The following is an 18,284-nucleotide window of genomic DNA, read 5'->3' as shown; positions in this document are numbered from 1 at the left end:
TGGCCGTGAATAGACAACTGCAGCTCGTCGCTGAGATGGAGCAAAGAAAAGAAGATAAATTAGCGGCCGATTATGGCCAAGCTCAGCAAGATCTTGCTGAACAAAGTGAACGTCTAGATATATTGCAGACTCACAAAAAAGACTATATCGATAATGTTTTGGCTGAAGGTAAGCAAGGGGTTGTCAGCCAACAGATGATGCGCTTTCAATCTTTTATTTCACAATTAGATAAAGCTTGTAGCCAGCAACAAAACAAAGTTCATACCGCTAATAAGGTTGTCGAGCAAAGACGAGCATTGTGGTTGAACCAACAACGCAAAAGAAAAGCGATTGAGGCTTTACTAGACAAACAAAAACAACAAGCAATTGCTTTTGAACAAAAACAAGAGCAGAAAATGTTTGATGAGTTTGCCATACAGCAGTTTGTTAGGAGAAAGCTGGCTTAAATTTTGCTTTAAATTTTATCAGCGAGCTTAAAAGCCAAAAAAGCGGCAATCTTTGCCAGTCATTAATTTAAGCATCAACTCAAATTTACACAGGGTAGGAACATGCAATCAAGTGTTATTAATCTGCAAGATTTCAATAAGCCAAAAGCGCCTGTTATCGAACGTCCAGAACCCAAAATAGATAACCGCTTAAGAGATGATAGAGCGGATTATGAATTTGAACAATTGATGCGAGAAAAGCAGGCTGAACAGAACCGAACGAATCAAGCTAAGCCACAGAAAAAAACTGAAAACCTTACTCGAACGAACCCTGTATCAGCCTCGAGAAATAATGAACAGGTTGAAGAAAAAAAGATAGAAGATACTTCAATCAAAGGTGCTTCTGAGGTTGAGCAAAGTGAGCAAAGTGAGCAATCTCAATCATCAACTGATGTGGATAAGGCTAATACTGACAATAAAGCTAAAGCGCCAGCAGATAAATCAGTTAAAGCTGAGCCTAATGATAAGCCAGATACACTTGATGAAAATGCTGATAAACATATTGACATTGAAGATGGCGCTAAATCAGTTAGTAAGAAAAAAGATTTAGCGGAGGAGATTTATCAACTATTACATCAGGCCAAAGCAGATAAAAAAGACAACACAGACAGTGAATTAGTTAAAAAAGGCGGTGAGGAAGAAAAACCGACTGCAGATGTGTTGAAACTCAAAGCGGCTAAAAAAGAACAGGTAGAGCCAGATAAACAAAGTGACAAAGAGGTTAAAGCAAATAAGGCTTCTGGTGTAATTGAGAAAATTGATAAGACAGAACAAGACAAAGGCGAAGTGAGGGTAAATGCTCAGTTGGAAGCAAAACCAACTGAGGGGAAAGCGCTAGATAAATCGACTGATAACAACGAGAAAACGATAGTTGTTGATAATAAATCAGCAAAGGCTAGCACTGATGATGAAACAAATGAAAAGTCGGTAAAAACAAAGCTTGATTTAACAGATAAAGCAAAAGAAAGTCGGGCCGAAAAAAACAGCGACGCTGAAACGAAAGCTAAAAAAAGTGAAGTGACAGAACAAGCAGTCAAAACTGAAGCGGTTAACCAGACTCCTAAAACATTAAAAAGTGACTCTGATACTAAGCTAGATGAAAAAAGCGATAACAAGTTAACCGAAAAAACGGAAAAATTAGATAAAGCTGAGCAAAAAGAGACGCTAGTAAATGAAAAGATAGCAGCCAAAGAAGCAAAATTTGCAGAAGTTGATAGTGAGCAAAGTACTACTCGAATTGAAGCGAGTGTTAGTAGCAAGTTTGATGCTAAAGCAGATGATAAACCTGTGGTTAATAAAAAAGCGGAGACGACTGACATCAAACGTGATTTTTCAAAAACTGACACACAAAATGAATTAGCTGATAAAGCGCAAGTCAATTCGCAGATAGAGCAAGCCCAACATCAATCTAAAGCTGAATTAGAAAAAATGGCTCAAGGCGCTGAAAAGTCCCTCGCTAACCCTATGCTAGAAGCCAATCAGAAAAAAGATAAATCTATTAATGAAAATCTGACAGCTGATAAAGATAGCAAATTAGCAGCGAATAAGGACTCGGCTAAAGACAGTGTTGTTAACCAACAGTTTGATACGTTAGTGCAAGATGCTAGGGGAGCTGAACAGTTAAGTGCAGCTGTTTCAGAGCGAAGTAACGGCCAAGAAAGAGTTAATTCTGCTGTTACTCTAAATCAACTTAACAGTAGTGCGGCCAAAGTTGAAACTATGTCTCAAGCAGAGAAGGCTGAACAAAAACAAACACTTGCTCAGCAGTTAAAAGAGGTTGCGATTCCTCTAAATAAGCCTGAAGCCCCAATTGCTATAGCTAATGCAGTTAGGTTTATGACCAACCAAAGAATTCAAGCGGCTGAAATCAGACTCGATCCGCCTGAATTAGGCAGCATGCAAATTAAAGTGAGCATGAATGGCGAGCAGGCAAGTGTGAGTATGATTGTTCAGAATCCACAAGCTAAAGAAATGTTAGATCAAGCTATCCCCAAATTAAAAGAGATGCTCGAAGAAGCGGGTATTGAATTAGGTGAATCTAATATTGAACAACAAGCTCAACACCAAGATGAGCAATCATCGGGAGAAGGGTATAACCGTGCGAACCACGCAAATGCTGGTGAATCTTTACCCGAAGAGGACGTAATTCATACAAATGAAAATAAAATTGTAAATGGTCATGTCGGCGAGGTTGATTATTATGCTTAGGCTTTGTAATCATTAGCAAAATGAAAGGTTAAATTAATGACTTTTTTCATTATTCGTTATACTCAAGGGTATCTGATAATGAAAGTCAGTAAATAATAAAAAGGTCAGACATGGCAGCAGAAGAAGAGTTAAAAGTTGAAGAAGGTGGCGGTGGTAAGGGCAAACTTATCATTGTTATTGCCGCTGTAGTGGTTATCTTAGGTGGTGCAGCCGCATTTTTCATGATGGGTGGGTCAGATGAGCCCGTACCTGAAGAAGGTGCACAGGAATTAACCCTTGATGAAGAACCGGCTGCAGAGAGTGCACCTGCTTCATCAGGTAGCAAAGCGGACATGGGAACGGCCTTGTATGTTGCTATGCCTAGACCCTTTGTTTTTAATGTGCCAGGTGCTTCACGCGATAGACTTGTCCAGATTAAGGTACAGCTTTTAGTTAGAGGTGCCGAACGTGAAGAGCTTGCCAAAAAACATATTCCACTAATTGAAGGTGGTTTATTACGAGTATTTAGTGGCGCTAATGCGGACGACCTTGCGACAGTCGCTGGTAAAGAAGCACTGAAAGTAAGAGCGCTACAAACGGTTCAAGAAGAATTAAACACAATCGTAGGGCAAAAAGTAGTAGAAAATGTCCTATTCACTGGCTTTGTAATGCAGTAACTAATTTATGGCTAACGACTTACTCTCACAAGACGAAATTGATGCCCTCTTACACGGTGTCGATGACGTAGAAGAAGACCCCGTCGGCGGTGGCGAAGACGTAGAAGGTGGCTCCACCTCTGAATACGATTTTTCATCGCAAGATAGGATTGTACGTGGTCGGATGCCAACGTTGGAAATCGTTAACGAACGTTTTGCTCGGCATATGCGCATCAGTTTATTCAATATGATGCGTCGAACTGCTGAAGTGTCGATTAACGGTGTACAAATGATTAAGTTTGGTGAATACGTACACACACTTTTTGTACCAACCAGCCTTAATATGGTTCGATTTAGACCGTTAAAAGGTACTGGCCTTATCACGATGGAAGCCCGCTTAGTTTTTATTCTAGTGGATAACTTCTTTGGTGGTGATGGCCGATATCACGCTAAAATTGAAGGCCGTGAATTTACACCTACCGAACGCCGAATCATTCAAATGCTTTTGAAGCTGGTCTTTGAGGATTACAAAGAAGCTTGGGCCCCCGTCATGGATACCTCTTTCGAATATTTAGATTCTGAAGTTAACCCTGCGATGGCCAACATTGTAAGCCCCACGGAAGTTGTGGTGATCTCATCTTTTCATATCGAACTAGATGGTGGTGGGGGAGATTTCCATATCTGCTTGCCTTATTCGATGTTAGAGCCAATTAGAGAACTACTTGATGCTGGTGTGCAAAGCGATAAGGAAGATACCGATTTACGCTGGAGTAAAGCATTACGTGATGAAATCATGGATGTTAAAGTCGATATGATGGCTAAGTTACTCGATGTCGATTTACCATTGAATGAAATTATGGAATTAAAGGCAGGTGATGTTATTCCGGTAGAAATGCCTGAACATCTGACTGTTTTTGTTGAAGAGTTACCAACTTATCACGCGAAGATGGGGCAATCTCGTGACAATGTAGCGATTCAAATCACAGAGAAGATCAAGCGACCAGCCTCAGTTAAATCTGAATTACAAATGGTCACACGTGGTGGTCGTCGTATCGACGCTGAAGCTGAATTAAGAGAATTAGAAGATTTTGATTAAGTCATTAAAGACTTAATATCCGGAGAGAGATTATGAGTGATGATGCAATGGACGACTGGGCAGCAGCAATGGCTGAACAGGCTGAATCAGAAGCCGAAGATGCCGCTGGTGATGTTCAAGTCGCAGAGTTAGAAGAATTACAAGAACCCGCTGATATCTCTAAAGAAGAAAAGCGTCGACTTGATACAATTTTAGATATACCAGTTACTATATCGATGGAAGTAGGGCGAAGTAAAATTAGTATTCGTAACTTACTTCAGTTGAACCAGGGTTCAGTTGTTGAGCTTGATCGCGTTGCTGGTGAAGCGCTTGATGTATTGGTTAATGGCACCTTAATTGCCCATGGTGAAGTTGTCGTGGTAAATGACAAGTTTGGTATCCGATTGACTGATGTCATTAGCCAGGTCGAGCGAATTAAAAAGCTTAGATAATTCACAAGGCCCACAGGTGAAAATACATCGATTACTATTAGGCATGACTTTTATTGGTTTTGCCTTTCCCTCATTTGCTGAAGTTCCAACCTTAGCCTCTACCATTCCCTCATTATTATTTTCACTTGTTGTGGTAATAGCCATCGTCGTGGCATTGGCAACTATCCTGAAAAAAACGAGTTTAGTGGCTAATAAAAGCAATGGTATGAAAGTTGTGAGTATGTTGCCTCTGAGCACAAAAGAACGACTTATCGTTGTTGAGGTTGAAGGCGAACAGTTGTTACTAGGGGTAACTAATAACCAAATTAACTTGCTAAAAAAGCTCGATTCTCCAATTGCAGAAAAAGCGGGCTTTGCCGAGCAAGGGTTTAAGAATTTGCTACAACAAACAATAAAAAAGAATGCAAATCATGATTAGATATCTGCTTGTTGCGCTACTTGCTATTTTTAGTTTATTTGCTGAACCTGTTTTTGCAGCCGACGGTGGTATAACTGCGTTTACATTAAAAGAAAATGCAGACGGTGAAAAAGAATACACTATAAGATTACAAGTCCTCGCGATTATGACCATGCTGAGTTTTATACCAGCCTTGGTCATTATGATGACTTCATTTACCCGAATCGTAATTGTTTTAGGGATCTTAAGGCAGGCAATTGGCTTGCAGTCAGCTCCTTCAAATCAGGTCATTGTTGGCATTTCATTATTCTTAACCTTCTTTATCATGTCACCTGTGTTTAAGGAAATAAACGACACGGCACTGCAGCCTTATATAGCAGAAGAGATGTCTTCAAAAGATGCTTTTGATGCCGCGCAAATACCACTCAAAGCGTTCATGTTACAACAAACTCGTGTAAAAGATATTGCTACTTTTGCTGATATTGCTGGTGAAACCTTTGATGGGCCACAAGCGGTGCCAATGCATATTCTGATACCTGCTTTTATAACAAGCGAGCTAAAAACAGCGTTTCAGATTGGCTTTATGATTTTCATACCGTTTTTGATACTCGACTTGGTTGTTGCCTCTGTCCTGATGGCAATGGGTATGATGATGCTTTCGCCTATGATGGTGTCTTTGCCATTTAAGTTGATGCTATTTGTATTAGTTGATGGTTGGAACCTGGTTATGGGAACGCTTGCCACCAGTTTCGGGGTTGGGACCTAATGGAACCAGAAGTTTTTGTCGACATATTACGTGAAGCTATGTTTATGGTGGTACTACTCGTATCACTGATCATTGTACCAAGCTTAATTGTCGGCTTAATCGTTTCTATTTTCCAAGCGGCTACCTCAATTAACGAACAAACGTTGAGCTTTTTACCTAGGTTAATAATTACTCTTTTGGCTATTATCTATGGTGGTAATTGGGGTATTAATAAACTGATGGATTACACCATAGAAATGTTCAACAATATCCCTCAAGTGGTTGGCTGATGGTTTTTGATGCCGATGTAGTCATGCAGTGGCTACAAGATATCATGCTGCCATTTGTTCGAATTTCGGCGCTACTTATTGCAATGGTGGGTTTTAGCGGAAAACGGGTGCCGACCAAATTAAGAGTGTTATTCGCTTTATCTGTTGCGTTTATTTTAGCGCCTGTTATACCTCCTGTTCCTCAATATGACCTTGTTTCTATGACGGGTTTTTTACTTGTCTTTCAACAGATATTGATCGGCGTTGCGATTGGGTTTGTCTCGCAAATATTTATGAATACCTTTGTTTTAGCGGGGCAAGTTGTCGCGACTCAAACAGGTCTGGGCTTTTCGACCATAATAGATCCTGTTTCAGGGATTAATATCGCAGCGATTGGTCAGTTTTATTTAATTTTAGCGACATTGATTTTTTGGGCTGTTGATGGGCACTTAATCATGATTCAAATGATTGCTTATAGTTTTGAAGCCATCCCTATTCACCATGAAGGTTGGTTAGAGCCGATTAAATTTATGAAAATTGTTGAGTGGGGAAAATGGCTGTTTATCGCAACCATTACACTTACATTGACCCCAGTAACAGCCATGTTAATCATCACTTTTACGTTTGGTGTGATGACCAGAGCTGCTCCTCAGTTAAACATTTTCTCTATTGGTTTCCCAATTACTCAACTAGGTGGCTTGATTGTTATTTGGTTGAGTTTATCAGCCTTTATGCTGCATTTTGACATTATGTGGGCTTCTGCTTCTCATTTAATGTGTGACATTGCAGGTTGTTAGGCATCAACCTTGCTTAAATATTTGTTTTATCGTGTTGTCTTTAATACATAGTTCGAGAGGTTGCTGATTCATGTCTGCTGAAATGGAAGGTAAAACAGAAGAAGCAACTGAGAAAAAGAAATCTAAAGCCAAAGAAAAAGGCCAGGTTGCCCGTTCACAAGAATTATCTACATTTGTCCAACTAATGGGAGCCGCCCTTTTTTTCTTTCTATGGGGGGAGTTTTTTGTCTCCGGTTTATTCGATCTTACTAAGCACGGTCTCACGTTAGAGCGAGAAGATGCATTCGACCCATCAAGAATGTTTGTTCGCATGAAAGCTGTGGCGATGGATATTTTATGGCCGCTAATTTCGTTTGCCGTAATTATGCTAGTGATTGGAGTGTTAAGCGCCATTGCTGTAGGCGGATTTAACTTTTCAATGAAAGCGGCTAGCCCAAAATTTAATAAACTTAACCCAATTGCAGGTTTAAAAAGAATCTTTGGTATTCAAGGGCTTGTCCAACTCGTTCAATCAATTGCTAAGTTGGTAATGGTAATTGGTGCGGCTTATTTTTTATTTTTTGCTTACTTTGATCAGCTATTACACATTAATGTAGAAGTGACGCCAAATAACATTAAAACCGCCCTAGAGATTTTGCAGTGGGTTTTTATCTGGCTAGCATTTTCTTTAATCGTTGTAGCTATCATCGATGTCCCTTATAAAATCTGGAAGCATAATGACTCACTAAAAATGACCAAACAAGAAGTCAAAGATGAGCATAAAAACGCTGAAGGTGACCCGTTAATTAAAGGTAAGATTCGAAGTTTGATGTTTCAAGCTCACCAAAGGCGGATGATGCAAGCAGTCCCTGAAGCCGACGTTGTAGTAACAAACCCGACGCATTATTCCGTGGCTTTAAAATATGATGCTATTGTTGGAGGGGCGCCTGTTGTTATTGCCAAAGGTGTTGACCAAATGGCCTTTCATATTCGAGATATCGCTGAAGCGCATGACATCCCTATCTTACGTTCTCCTGCTTTAGCGCGTTCTATCTATCACACCACTGAAGTGGATGATGAGATCCCAGAAAAACTGTTTGCTGCTGTTGCTCAAATTTTGGCATATGTTTTTCAGCTTAAAGAGCATAAAAAAGGCCGGGCTAAGAAACCTAAAAAGCCAAAAGAGAATTTAGATATACCAGATGAAGTTAGGTATTAGCCCTTGTTAATAATTGTTTCTGAAAAGAAAATCAGGTTGGCTTAGCATTTGCTTAGCTTAGATAATCTAATTAGAAGTGTTAAATTTTTGACGTAATGCAACTAACCTCTGTTTTTCAAAACTTCAATAAAGATAGCCTCAAGCAAGTATCTGGCTTTGGTGTGGCATTTGTTGTCCTAGCAATTCTAGCTATGGTCATTTTGCCCTTACCACCATTTCTACTCGATATTTTATTTTCGTTTAATATCGCGCTTTCCATTGTGGTGATGTTAGTTGTTGTTTATGCCTTAAGACCCATGGATTTTGGCGCTTTTCCAACCGTTATTCTTATCGCTACAGTTTTGCGTCTTGCCTTGAATATCGCATCAACACGAGTAGTTTTACTCGAAGGTCACCAAGGTGGTGACGCAGCCGGTCAAGTTATAGCAGCGTTTGGTGAAGTCGTTATTGGTGGTAACTACGCGGTTGGTTTAGTGGTATTTGCCATCTTAATGATCATCAACTTCAAAGTTGTTACCGCGGGTGCTGGACGTATATCGGAAGTAAGTGCTCGTTTTACCTTAGATTCAATGCCTGGTAAGCAAATGGCAATTGATGCAGATTTGAATGCAGGTTTTATCACTCAGGAAGAAGCTGTAGCCAGACGTAAAGAAATTACTGATGAAGCTGATTTCTATGGCTCCATGGATGGTGCTAGTAAATTCGTGAAAGGTGATGCGATAGCTGGCTTACTTATCATGCTTATTAATATTGCGGGTGGTTTACTCATAGGTATGATTCAGCATGGTCTTGCTTTTTCTGAAGCGATAGAAATTTATACCATGCTAACAATTGGTGATGGCTTAGTTGCCCAAATACCTTCTTTACTACTTTCTGTTGCAACGGCGATAATCGTAACTCGTCAAAATGATTCTGTTGAGCTAGGAGAGCAGCTCTCTGTTCAATTAGCAAAGCCTAAAGTTTTATATATTGCCGCTGCTATTTTAACTGTGATGGGTATAGTACCTGGCATGCCACATGTGGCATTTTTAAGTCTTGCAGCTATTGTCGCAGGTACAGGCTATTTATTACAAACCCGTGGTAATAGCGCTTCAACTGGGCAAGGAAAGCTTGTTCCTGCAGGGGCGGGTGCCAGTGCGGGTGATGGTTCTGCTGCACCAGCCAATACTGCGCCTACTGAGCCTCAAGAGATCAGTTGGAACGACGTACAACCTATGGATGTCATCGGTCTTGAAGTGGGTTATAGGTTGATCCCACTTGTCGATAAATCTCAGGGTGGCGAGCTTCTGAGTCGAATTAAAGGGGTCAGGAAAAAGCTGTCTCAAGAGCTTGGCTTTTTGGTTCCTGCTGTTCATATCAGAGATAATTTAGATTTATCCCCGAATATTTATCGCATTTCCCTGATGGGAGTTGTTGTGGGGGAAGCTGAGATATATCACGATAAAGAAATGGCGATTAACCCGGGACAAGTCTTTGGTAACGTTCAGGGCATCGTAACTAAAGATCCTGCATTTGGTTTAGATGCAATCTGGATAAACCCAGAACAAAGAGAACAAGCACAATCATTAGGTTACACTGTAGTTGATTCAGCTACCGTTGTTGCTACTCACCTAAGTCAGTTACTGACAAATAACGCATATCAACTATTAGGTCATGAAGAGGCACAAAACCTACTTGATATGCTTGAGAAAAATTATGGCAAACTGGTTGATGGTCTCGTTCCAGACCAATTATCTCTATCAGTCGTTGTTAAAGTTTTACAAAACTTACTGTTTGAAGGGGTCGCAATTAGAGATATGCGTACTATAGTGCAAACATTGGTTGAGTACGCGCCTAAGAGCCAAGACCCAGATGTATTAACCGCTGCAATCAGGATCGCTTTAAGACGTTTAATTGTTCAAGATATCAGTGGCGAGTTGCCAGATTTACCTGTAATTACTTTGGCACCTGAGTTGGAACAAATGTTGCATCAGTCTATGCAGACTGCTGGAGCTGAAGGGGGAGGCATAGAGCCTGGTTTAGCAGAGCGCATACAGACTGCTTTAACTGAAGCTTCACAGCAACAAGAGATGAATGGTGAACCTGCTGTTTTATTGACATCAGGTGTACTAAGAAATGTACTAGCGCGATTCACTAAACATACAATTCCAAGTTTGCACGTGTTGTCGTATCAAGAAATTCCAGATGACAAGCAAATTAGAATAGTGAACGCGATTGGGCAATAAGCTTTGTACTGGCAGGGTTTGTCAAAAAATTGACTTATTCTGCTCACAAGGTTGAGGGTAAAGGTAAACGGTGAAGATTAAGCGCTTTTTTGCAAAAGACATGCGTACAGCGTTAAATGAGGTTAAGGCGGTACTTGGCCCTGATGCTGTAATTATGTCCAATACAAAAACCAGTGAGGGCGTTGAAATTGTTGCTGCGGTCGATAATGACGTAAATCCGACGGCTGCCATGCAAAATACTCCGCCACCTGTCAATAATATGACGCCTGGGCAAGATGCTCAGGCTAACCCAAGCCCCGTAGCGCCAAATTTCCGACAGAATCCAGCTTACCAACAATCCTCAGAGACGAATAATTTCGAGAGTGATCTAAACGAAGAACAAGTTGCCGATAGTTTAAAGGCTTTACTTAAGCGTCAACATGCACAGCTCCATGCGGGTTTAAAAGCACAAGATGCGAATCCCAATGAAGTAAATAATCAAGCGGTGGCTCCACAATTTAAACCTAAGCAATCTGCATATAACCCAAGACCTTTGGAGCCTCAACAACCTGAGCCACCTCAAACATTTGGCAGTCAATTTGTACAGCCTGAATCAGCTGAACAACAAAACGCTGAGCTTCAAGATTTGAAAAATGAAATGGCTGAAATGCGCAAACTAATGGAGCATCAAGTTTCGGGGTTAATGTGGCAAGAAATGGCACGAAGAGAGCCAATGCGGGCATTTTTAGTTGATCGCTTAAACAAGCTTGGGATTTCGAATGACGTAGCGGATCAGGTAGCAAGTTTTATCCCAGAAGAATTATCTCAACATGAGGCTTGGGAACACGGTTTAGAGCTGCTCTCGGGGCAATTAAACGCCACTAATAATGACATTTTACGCCGTGGAGGAATTGTTGCTTTATTAGGTCCGACAGGTGTAGGTAAGACAACTACGATTGCAAAACTTGCAGCACACTTTGCTCAAATTCACGGTGGCGATCAAGTCGCGATGGTGACGACAGACACGTTCAGAATTGGTGCACATGAACAACTTCAAACGTACGCAAAGATTTTAGGTTGCCCGTGTAAAGTTGTTAAAGATCAGCAAGAGCTTGCTGAAACTTTATATCACCTTAGAAATAAAAAATTAGTGTTAATTGATACCGCGGGTGTAGGGCAAAGAGATATTCGTTTAGCCGAGCACCTAAACACCTTAATGAGTAACAATAATGTGAAAATTAGAAGTTACCTCGTGCTGCAATCCACGGCGCAAAGACGTGTATTACAAGATGCAATTGACCAATTTAGAAGAATCCCTATCACAGGCTGTATTTTTACCAAAGTTGATGAATGTACCAGTTTAGGAGAGATTATAAGTGTCGCAATTCAAAATGCACTGCCTATTGCCTATGTTAGTGAGGGGCAAAGAGTGCCAGAGGACATTAGAGCAGCAGAATCTAACTATTTAGTGAGCAAAGCCGCTAAATTAATGGAAGAACGCAATATTTCTCAACCAAATTGGTTTACAGATGACAGTCTACAGCCTATAAATAAATAGAATTTATGAACAATATTAATCATTTAGGTGATCAGGCAAACGGCCTTAGAAAGATGCAAAAGTCACAAGTAACAAACACTAACCACAAAGTTAAAGTTATCGCTGTTACCGGCGGTAAGGGCGGCGTTGGTAAAAGTAACGTGTCTTTGAATATGGCTGTTGCCCTTGGTCAACAAGGCAAACGAGTATTGGTTTTTGATGCTGATTTAGGCTTGGCGAATGTCGATGTCATGCTAGGTTTAAGAGTAGAGAAAAACCTTTCGCACTTACTGGCAGGTGAGTGTGAACTAGAAGACATTTTAGTTGAAGGCCCGCATGGTATTCGAATTGTTCCTGCAACATCAGGTACGCGCAACATGGTTGAGCTCACGCCGAATGAACATGCAGGGCTAATTAGAGCTTTCAGTGAACTAGATTCAGACTACGACGTGTTAATCGTTGATACGGCTGCTGGTATTTCAGATATGGTACTTAGCTTCTCTCGTGCCGCTCAAGATGTCATGGTTGTGGTATGTGATGAACCAACGTCGATCACAGATGCTTACGCTTTAATAAAAGTTTTAAATAGAGATTATGGTGTATTTCGGTTTAAAGTAGTTGCCAACATGGTTCGCTCTTTAAGAGAAGGTCAAGAATTATTCGCTAAACTTTCAAAAGTAACTGATAGGTTTCTGGATGTAGCTTTAGAGTTAGTTGCGATTATACCATTTGACGAAAATGTGCGAAAAGCGGTGAGAAAGCAGAAAACAATTGTGGATGCTTTTCCTAAATCACCAGCAGCCATTGCTTTTAAAACATTAGCCACTCGCTCATCAGCTTGGCCTGTACCAGATAAAGCGGGTGGACACTTAGAATTTTTTATTGAACAGCTCGTTGTACCTGACGCGTAAGGTGGATTAGTGAATAAAGCTGCAGCGTATCAAACGGTCGATCAAAAACAGGTTTTAATTGAGCAACACGCAGGTCTTGTTAAGCGTATTGCCCATCATATGATGGTACGTTTACCAGCTAGTGTCATTGTAGATGACTTAATTCAAGCTGGCATGATTGGTCTGTTAGAAGCGTCGAGAAACTTTGATGCTTCGAAAGGTGCGAGTTTTGAAACTTTTGCTGGTATACGTATTCGTGGAGCCATGCTCGATGAAATCAGGCGAGGTGACTGGGCTCCGCGTTCAGTACACAAAAACAGTCGCCTAATATCTGAAGCGATTTCTCAGGTAGAAAAAGAAACAGGCCGCGATGCTCGAGACAGCGAAGTAGCGGATAAACTAGGTATGAGCTTGCCGGAATACCATCACATATTAAATGACGTTAATTCCGGGAAAATCATTGGTATTGAAGATTTAGGCGTCTCTGAAGACGTAATCGGAACCGGTGATAATGAAAATGACGAGTTGTATGGAGACGCTGAAAATAGCGCATTCCAAACTGCTTTAGTGCAAGCAATTAAAACATTACCTGAACGAGAAGCGTTGATTTTATCACTTTATTACGATGAAGAACTAAACTTAAAAGAAATAGGGGCCGTTCTTGATGTGAGTGAATCACGTGTGAGTCAAATTCACAGTCAAGCCATGCACAGATTAAAGTCTCGCATGTCTGCTTGGCATAGTTAATTTTTACATAGATTTTTTGGCATTAAAAAACCCTAAGTGGAGGATGCTTTGGATAAAAACATGAGAGTACTTGTTGTTGATGATTTCTCAACAATGAGACGAATTATCAAAAACTTGTTACGAGATTTAGGCTTTACAAATGTATCTGAAGCTGATGATGGCGCGACTGCTTTACCAATGTTGCAAAGTAGTGAGTTTGACTTTGTTGTGACTGACTGGAATATGCCAGGCATGCAGGGTATTGATTTACTTCGTGCTATCCGTGCCGACGACAAGCTAAAACACATTCCTGTTCTTATGGTGACAGCTGAAGCTAAAAAAGAGCAAATCATAGCTGCTGCTCAAGCTGGTGTTAACGGCTATATTGTTAAGCCTTTCACGGCTGCTACGTTGAAAGAAAAGCTAGATAAAGTATTTGAACGTTTAGGCTAATAGCCATCTGTTAAAGGAGATTAGCCTTGAGCACAACTGCTGCTTATATCAGCTTAGAAGATGCCAAACGCGTTGTTGCTATGCTAGAAGCAGGCGATAACGATGGCGCCAATAATGTTTTAGAACAATGCACTAAAGCTGCTTCTGAAGAATTATTTGCTGAAGTCGGAAAGTTGACTCGTCAATTGCACGACTCACTCAGAGACTTTCAGCTTGATCCACGTATTTCTAATTTAGCTACAGAAGATATTCCTGATGCTAAAAATCGTCTTGAATACGTCATGACTAAAACGGAACAAGCTGCTAATAAAACAATGGATGCGGTAGAAGCCAGTATCCCAATTGCTAACAAGTTACACGATGATATTCAAAACGTGATCCCGTCTTGGGATAAATTAATGACTCGCCAGATAGATCTGAGTGAGTTTAAGCGTTTATGTCACAGTGTTGATGAAATATTGAAAGCTGCAGAGGGTGACTCTGAGCAGCTTAAAGAAAAATTAAATGAAGTCTTAATGGCTCAAGATTTCCAAGATCTGACTGGTCAGGTTATCCGTCGAGTTATTGATTTAGTGAGAGAAGTTGAAGACAACTTAATTCACTTATTAACTGTTTTTGGTGCTTCTGAGAGTCAAGAAAATCAACAAGCTGCCGAAACAGAGGTTGGTTTAGACGAAACCGCCGAAGGTCCCATCATAGATGCCGAAGAAAGATCAGATGTGGTATCCGGTCAAGATGATGTTGATGACTTACTGTCAAGTTTAGGGTTTTAAATAGAGGAAGCGTTGCATGGGCTTTGATTTAGATGAGGATATTTTGCAGGACTTCTTAGTTGAAGCCGCCGAAATTCTTGAACTGCTTTCTGAACAGCTTGTTGAATTAGAAAATAATCCTGATGATGCCGATCTGCTAAATGCTATATTCCGTGGTTTCCACACTGTTAAAGGTGGTGCAGGTTTCTTATCTTTAACTACTTTAGTTGATGCCTGTCACGGTGCGGAAAATGTGTTTGACACATTGAGGAATGGCCAGCGTTCAGTAACGCCTGAACTCATGGATGTCATTTTACAAGCATTAGATACTATCAATGATATGTTTGCTCATGTGCAAAATCGTGAAGAGCCTGATGCAGCTGATCCTCAATTACTAGCAGAGCTACACCGTTTAAGTGAACCAGAAGGTGCTGAAGCAGCTGCACCTGAGCCTGTTGCAGCTCCAACTCCTGCCCCAGCACCTGCAAATGAGCCTGAGTTATTTGATACGCCAGCTGCTCCAGAGGGCGATTCATCAGTTGATGAAATAACAGATGATGAATTTGAAGCATTGCTTGATGAGCTGCATGGTGCTGGAGGGGGCCCTACTGCAGAGCCGACTCCTGCTCCTTGTCCTGCGCCAACGCCTGCTCCAGCTGCGAGTGGCTCTGATGATATCACTGACGATGAATTTGAAGCACTGCTTGATGAATTACACGGTCAAGGTCAATTCAGTGCCAGCAATGAAACAGCTCCTGCTCCAGCACCAGTTTCGGCTCCTGCTCCTGCGGCATCGCCTGCTTCTAGTGATGAAATAACGGATGATGAATTCGAAGCTTTACTTGATGAGCTTCACGGTTCTGGAGGTGCACCTTCAGGAGCGAATACTACTGCTCCGGCTCCGGCACCAACTCCAGCTCCGGCACCAACTCCAGCTCCGGAACCAACACCGGCCCCGGCACCAACGCCGGCTCCAGCTCCTGCACCTAGTGCTAAACCTGCTCCAGCAGCAAAAGCAGCACCAAAACCAAGTGCTGCTGCAGCCGATAAGAAAAAAGCTGCACCACCTGCTCCAACACAAGAAACAACTGTTCGTGTAGATACTAAGCGTTTAGATCAAATAATGAACATGGTTGGTGAATTGGTACTGGTTCGTAATCGACTTGTCAGTTTGGCAGTAAACGGCGCCGACGAAAATATGGGTAAAGCCATTGCAAACCTTGATGTTGTTACCGGGGATTTGCAAGGTGCGGTTATGAAGACCCGAATGCAACCAATCAAGAAAGTATTCGGTCGTTTCCCTCGCGTTGTTAGAGACTTAGCTAGAAGTTTAAACAAAGAAATTACGCTTGAGCTAGAAGGTGAAGACACAGACTTAGACAAAAACTTGGTTGAAGCACTTGCCGATCCGCTTGTTCACTTAGTTAGGAACTCGGTTGATCACGGTATTGAAATGCCAGACGACAGGGAAGCTAAAGGAAAACCAAGGTGTGGTGTTGTTAGATTAGCTGCCTCTCAAGAAGGTGACCATATATTACTTACCATCACAGATGATGGTGCGGGTATGGATGCCGATAAGCTTAAAAATATTGCTATAGATCGTGGTATTTTAGATGCTGACGCCGCTGCGCGTATGTCAGATAATGAAGCTTATAACCTTATTTTTGCACCTGGTTTTTCAACTAAGACCGAAATTTCAGATATCTCTGGTCGTGGTGTAGGCATGGATGTTGTGAAAACTAAAATTTCTCAACTCAATGGCTCGGTAAACATTACTTCTGAATTAGGAACGGGAACTCGCTTAGAAATTAAAGTTCCACTTACGCTTGCTATTTTACCTACCCTAATGGTGGTTGTTGCACAACAAACTTACGCCTTACCTCTTGCGGCAGTAAACGAAATTATCAACTTAGATATGAGTAAAACCAATACGGTTGATGGTCAGTTAACGATGATTGTTCGCGAAAAAGCTATTCCACTGTTCTATTTAGAAAAATGGTTGAACAGGTTAGGTTTAGAATCTAACGGCGAAGAAGAAGGCCACGTAGTTGTTGTACAAATTGGTGCCGGCAAACAAATAGGTTTTGTAGTTGATTCTTTAATCGGTCAAGAAGAAGTGGTTATCAAGCCACTTGATTCATTGTTACAAGGCACGCCAGGTATGGCAGGTGCAACGATTACAAGTGATGGTGGTATCGCCTTAATTATCGATATCCCAAGTTTATTAAAGAACTATGCTAAACGCGGTTAATTAACCAAGTTATTGAGATATTTAAATGCCAATAAAAGTACTAGTCGTAGATGACTCTAGCTTTTTCCGCCGTCGGGTCTCTGAGATTATCGATGGCGATAAAGAGCTTGAAGTAATAGGTACTGCTAATAATGGCAAGGAAGCAATAGAGCAAACCTTAGCCTTAAAGCCGGATGTCATCACTATGGATATAGAAATGCCAGTGATGGACGGTATCACTGCTGTACGTGAAATCATGGCTAAATGTCCTACCAATATCCTGATGTTTTCCTCTTTAACGCATGAAGGAGCCAAAGCAACGCTGGATGCTTTAGAAGCAGGTGCATTAGACTTTTTACCTAAGAAGTTTGAGGATATTGCAAGGAACCGAGATGATGCGGTTGAGCTTTTACTCAGTCGTATCAGGCAACTTGGCAAACAAAGAACCTTTAGAAGAGCACCAAGCTTGTCTCAAACGACCACTGCTCGGACAAGTTCAATCACGCCAAGTCGAAAACCTGCTGACCGACCAAGCAGTGTTCCAAGCTCCCGATTTGGTGCTGCTAATAAAACATCAACGGAAAGAACAACGTCAATACCTTCTAGAGAAGCAGTAAAGCGCAGTGCCGTCTCTGCTCCTGTAAGAAGCAAACCTTATCGACTTCTTGCCATCGGTACCTCAACGGGGGGCCCTGTAGCCTTACAGAAGGTTTTAACTGAATTACCAGGCAATTATCCTGTTCCTATTATTATTATTCAGCACATGCCCGGCGCGTTTACGCCTGCCTTTGCTACCCGATTAAATAATATGTGTGCCATTACGGTTAAAGAAGCTGAAAATGGTGATATTTTAAGGCCCGCCCATGCTTACTTAGCGCCAGGTGGTACGCAAATGCTTGTTGAAGGTAGTGCAAACCAAGCCAAGCTTAAAGTAATGAAAGATGATTCATCGCGTTTGACTTACAAGCCAAGTGTTGATGTGAGTTTTGGTTCTGCTGCAAAAATTTACGGTGATGGTGTACTTGCTGTTGTCCTTACCGGAATGGGAGCCGATGGAAGAGAAGGCTCTCGACTCCTTAAAAAGGCAGGCTCTACTATATGGGCTCAAGACGAAGCTTCTTGTGTTGTTTATGGTATGCCACAAGCAGTCGCTAGTGCCGGTATTTCTGAAATGGACATTCCATTGGATGAGATAGGTGGTCGAATCAAGCAACATTCGTGTCGTTAATTC

18 protein-coding genes are annotated in these 18,284 nt (G+C 41.4%); all 18 read left to right on the top strand.

The features are described 5' to 3' along the window. Window positions 1-5 precede the first annotated feature (5 nt). The 18 genes from fliJ to HR060_RS05790 all read left to right on the top strand — a co-directional run bounded on the left by fliJ (window position 6) and on the right by HR060_RS05790 (window position 18,281). Window positions 6-446 (top strand): flagellar export protein FliJ, encoded by a 441-nt coding sequence (fliJ, locus tag HR060_RS05875; RefSeq protein WP_174199355.1) that lies wholly within the window; start codon window positions 6-8, stop codon window positions 444-446. A 102-nt stretch (window positions 447-548) separates the two neighbouring features. Beyond that, entirely contained in the window at window positions 549-2,693 is a 2,145-nt protein-coding gene (locus HR060_RS05870; RefSeq protein ID WP_174199354.1) for a flagellar hook-length control protein FliK, read from the top strand. Window positions 2,694-2,803: 110 nt separating this feature from the next. Then, window positions 2,804-3,349: a flagellar basal body-associated protein FliL gene (gene fliL / locus HR060_RS05865; protein WP_174199353.1), complete on the top strand. Its 546-nt coding sequence runs from the start codon at window positions 2,804-2,806 to the stop codon at window positions 3,347-3,349. Window positions 3,350-3,356: 7 nt separating this feature from the next. Continuing rightward, window positions 3,357-4,424: a flagellar motor switch protein FliM gene (gene fliM / locus HR060_RS05860; protein WP_174199352.1), complete on the top strand. Its 1,068-nt coding sequence runs from the start codon at window positions 3,357-3,359 to the stop codon at window positions 4,422-4,424. Between the two features lie 32 nt (window positions 4,425-4,456). Next, window positions 4,457-4,855, top strand: coding sequence for a flagellar motor switch protein FliN (gene fliN / locus HR060_RS05855; protein WP_174199351.1), 399 nt, complete (start codon window positions 4,457-4,459; stop codon window positions 4,853-4,855). Between the two features lie 16 nt (window positions 4,856-4,871). After that, window positions 4,872-5,273, top strand: a complete 402-nt coding sequence (gene fliO, locus HR060_RS05850) for a flagellar biosynthetic protein FliO (protein ID WP_217434880.1) — start codon at window positions 4,872-4,874, stop codon at window positions 5,271-5,273. Then, the gene (gene fliP, locus HR060_RS05845; protein WP_174199475.1) at window positions 5,266-6,018 is read left to right on the top strand and encodes a flagellar type III secretion system pore protein FliP; all 753 of its coding nucleotides are present in this window, start codon (window positions 5,266-5,268) and stop codon (window positions 6,016-6,018) included. The genes fliO and fliP overlap by 8 nt, the downstream gene beginning before the upstream one ends. Then, a complete protein-coding gene (gene fliQ / locus HR060_RS05840) occupies window positions 6,018-6,287 on the top strand; it encodes a flagellar biosynthesis protein FliQ (protein WP_174199350.1) in 270 nt (89 codons plus the stop codon). The genes fliP and fliQ overlap by 1 nt, the downstream gene beginning before the upstream one ends. Further along, window positions 6,287-7,063 (top strand): flagellar biosynthetic protein FliR, encoded by a 777-nt coding sequence (gene fliR, locus HR060_RS05835; RefSeq protein WP_174199349.1) that lies wholly within the window; start codon window positions 6,287-6,289, stop codon window positions 7,061-7,063. Before fliQ ends, fliR begins: the two co-directional genes overlap by 1 nt. A gap of 70 nt (window positions 7,064-7,133) precedes the next feature. Then, window positions 7,134-8,261, top strand: coding sequence for a flagellar biosynthesis protein FlhB (flhB, locus tag HR060_RS05830; RefSeq protein ID WP_174199348.1), 1,128 nt, complete (start codon window positions 7,134-7,136; stop codon window positions 8,259-8,261). 95 nt (window positions 8,262-8,356) lie between these two features. Continuing rightward, complete coding sequence (gene flhA / locus HR060_RS05825; protein ID WP_174199347.1) at window positions 8,357-10,486, top strand: flagellar biosynthesis protein FlhA; 2,130 nt, start codon at window positions 8,357-8,359, stop codon at window positions 10,484-10,486. Between the two features lie 70 nt (window positions 10,487-10,556). Further along, the gene (gene flhF, locus HR060_RS05820; RefSeq protein WP_174199346.1) at window positions 10,557-12,023 is read left to right on the top strand and encodes a flagellar biosynthesis GTPase FlhF; all 1,467 of its coding nucleotides are present in this window, start codon (window positions 10,557-10,559) and stop codon (window positions 12,021-12,023) included. 5 nt (window positions 12,024-12,028) lie between these two features. After that, a complete protein-coding gene (locus HR060_RS05815) occupies window positions 12,029-12,913 on the top strand; it encodes a MinD/ParA family protein (RefSeq protein WP_174199345.1) in 885 nt (294 codons plus the stop codon). 9 nt (window positions 12,914-12,922) lie between these two features. After that, window positions 12,923-13,639, top strand: a complete 717-nt coding sequence (locus HR060_RS05810) for an RNA polymerase sigma factor FliA (protein WP_174199344.1) — start codon at window positions 12,923-12,925, stop codon at window positions 13,637-13,639. Between the two features lie 48 nt (window positions 13,640-13,687). Then, entirely contained in the window at window positions 13,688-14,071 is a 384-nt protein-coding gene (gene cheY / locus HR060_RS05805; RefSeq protein WP_174199343.1) for a chemotaxis response regulator CheY, read from the top strand. A gap of 26 nt (window positions 14,072-14,097) precedes the next feature. Next, a complete protein-coding gene (locus HR060_RS05800) occupies window positions 14,098-14,844 on the top strand; it encodes a protein phosphatase CheZ (RefSeq protein WP_425487452.1) in 747 nt (248 codons plus the stop codon). A gap of 16 nt (window positions 14,845-14,860) precedes the next feature. Further along, complete coding sequence (locus HR060_RS05795) at window positions 14,861-17,074, top strand: chemotaxis protein CheA (protein WP_174199342.1); 2,214 nt, start codon at window positions 14,861-14,863, stop codon at window positions 17,072-17,074. Between the two features lie 25 nt (window positions 17,075-17,099). Beyond that, window positions 17,100-18,281, top strand: a complete 1,182-nt coding sequence (locus HR060_RS05790; protein WP_174199341.1) for a protein-glutamate methylesterase/protein-glutamine glutaminase — start codon at window positions 17,100-17,102, stop codon at window positions 18,279-18,281. Window positions 18,282-18,284: the final 3 nt, after the last annotated feature.

This window comes from Marinifaba aquimaris, assembly GCF_013328345.1.
Lineage (GTDB): Bacteria > Pseudomonadota > Gammaproteobacteria > Enterobacterales > Alteromonadaceae > Marinifaba > Marinifaba aquimaris.
Note: the sequence above shows the minus strand (reverse complement) of the source record. Positions and strands in the feature narration are given on the sequence as shown.

Coding starts and splice junctions, on each gene's coding strand:
- fliQ (WP_174199350.1), top strand. CDS start 6,018: ATGGAACCAGAAGTTTTTGTCGACATATTACGTGAAGCTATGTTTATG.
- fliR (WP_174199349.1), top strand. CDS start 6,287: ATGGTTTTTGATGCCGATGTAGTCATGCAGTGGCTACAAGATATCATG.
- HR060_RS05870 (WP_174199354.1), top strand. CDS start 549: ATGCAATCAAGTGTTATTAATCTGCAAGATTTCAATAAGCCAAAAGCG.
- fliP (WP_174199475.1), top strand. CDS start 5,266: ATGATTAGATATCTGCTTGTTGCGCTACTTGCTATTTTTAGTTTATTT.
- HR060_RS05815 (WP_174199345.1), top strand. CDS start 12,029: ATGAACAATATTAATCATTTAGGTGATCAGGCAAACGGCCTTAGAAAG.
- flhA (WP_174199347.1), top strand. CDS start 8,357: ATGCAACTAACCTCTGTTTTTCAAAACTTCAATAAAGATAGCCTCAAG.
- flhB (WP_174199348.1), top strand. CDS start 7,134: ATGTCTGCTGAAATGGAAGGTAAAACAGAAGAAGCAACTGAGAAAAAG.
- HR060_RS05795 (WP_174199342.1), top strand. CDS start 14,861: ATGGGCTTTGATTTAGATGAGGATATTTTGCAGGACTTCTTAGTTGAA.
- fliL (WP_174199353.1), top strand. CDS start 2,804: ATGGCAGCAGAAGAAGAGTTAAAAGTTGAAGAAGGTGGCGGTGGTAAG.
- HR060_RS05790 (WP_174199341.1), top strand. CDS start 17,100: ATGCCAATAAAAGTACTAGTCGTAGATGACTCTAGCTTTTTCCGCCGT.
- fliM (WP_174199352.1), top strand. CDS start 3,357: ATGGCTAACGACTTACTCTCACAAGACGAAATTGATGCCCTCTTACAC.
- fliN (WP_174199351.1), top strand. CDS start 4,457: ATGAGTGATGATGCAATGGACGACTGGGCAGCAGCAATGGCTGAACAG.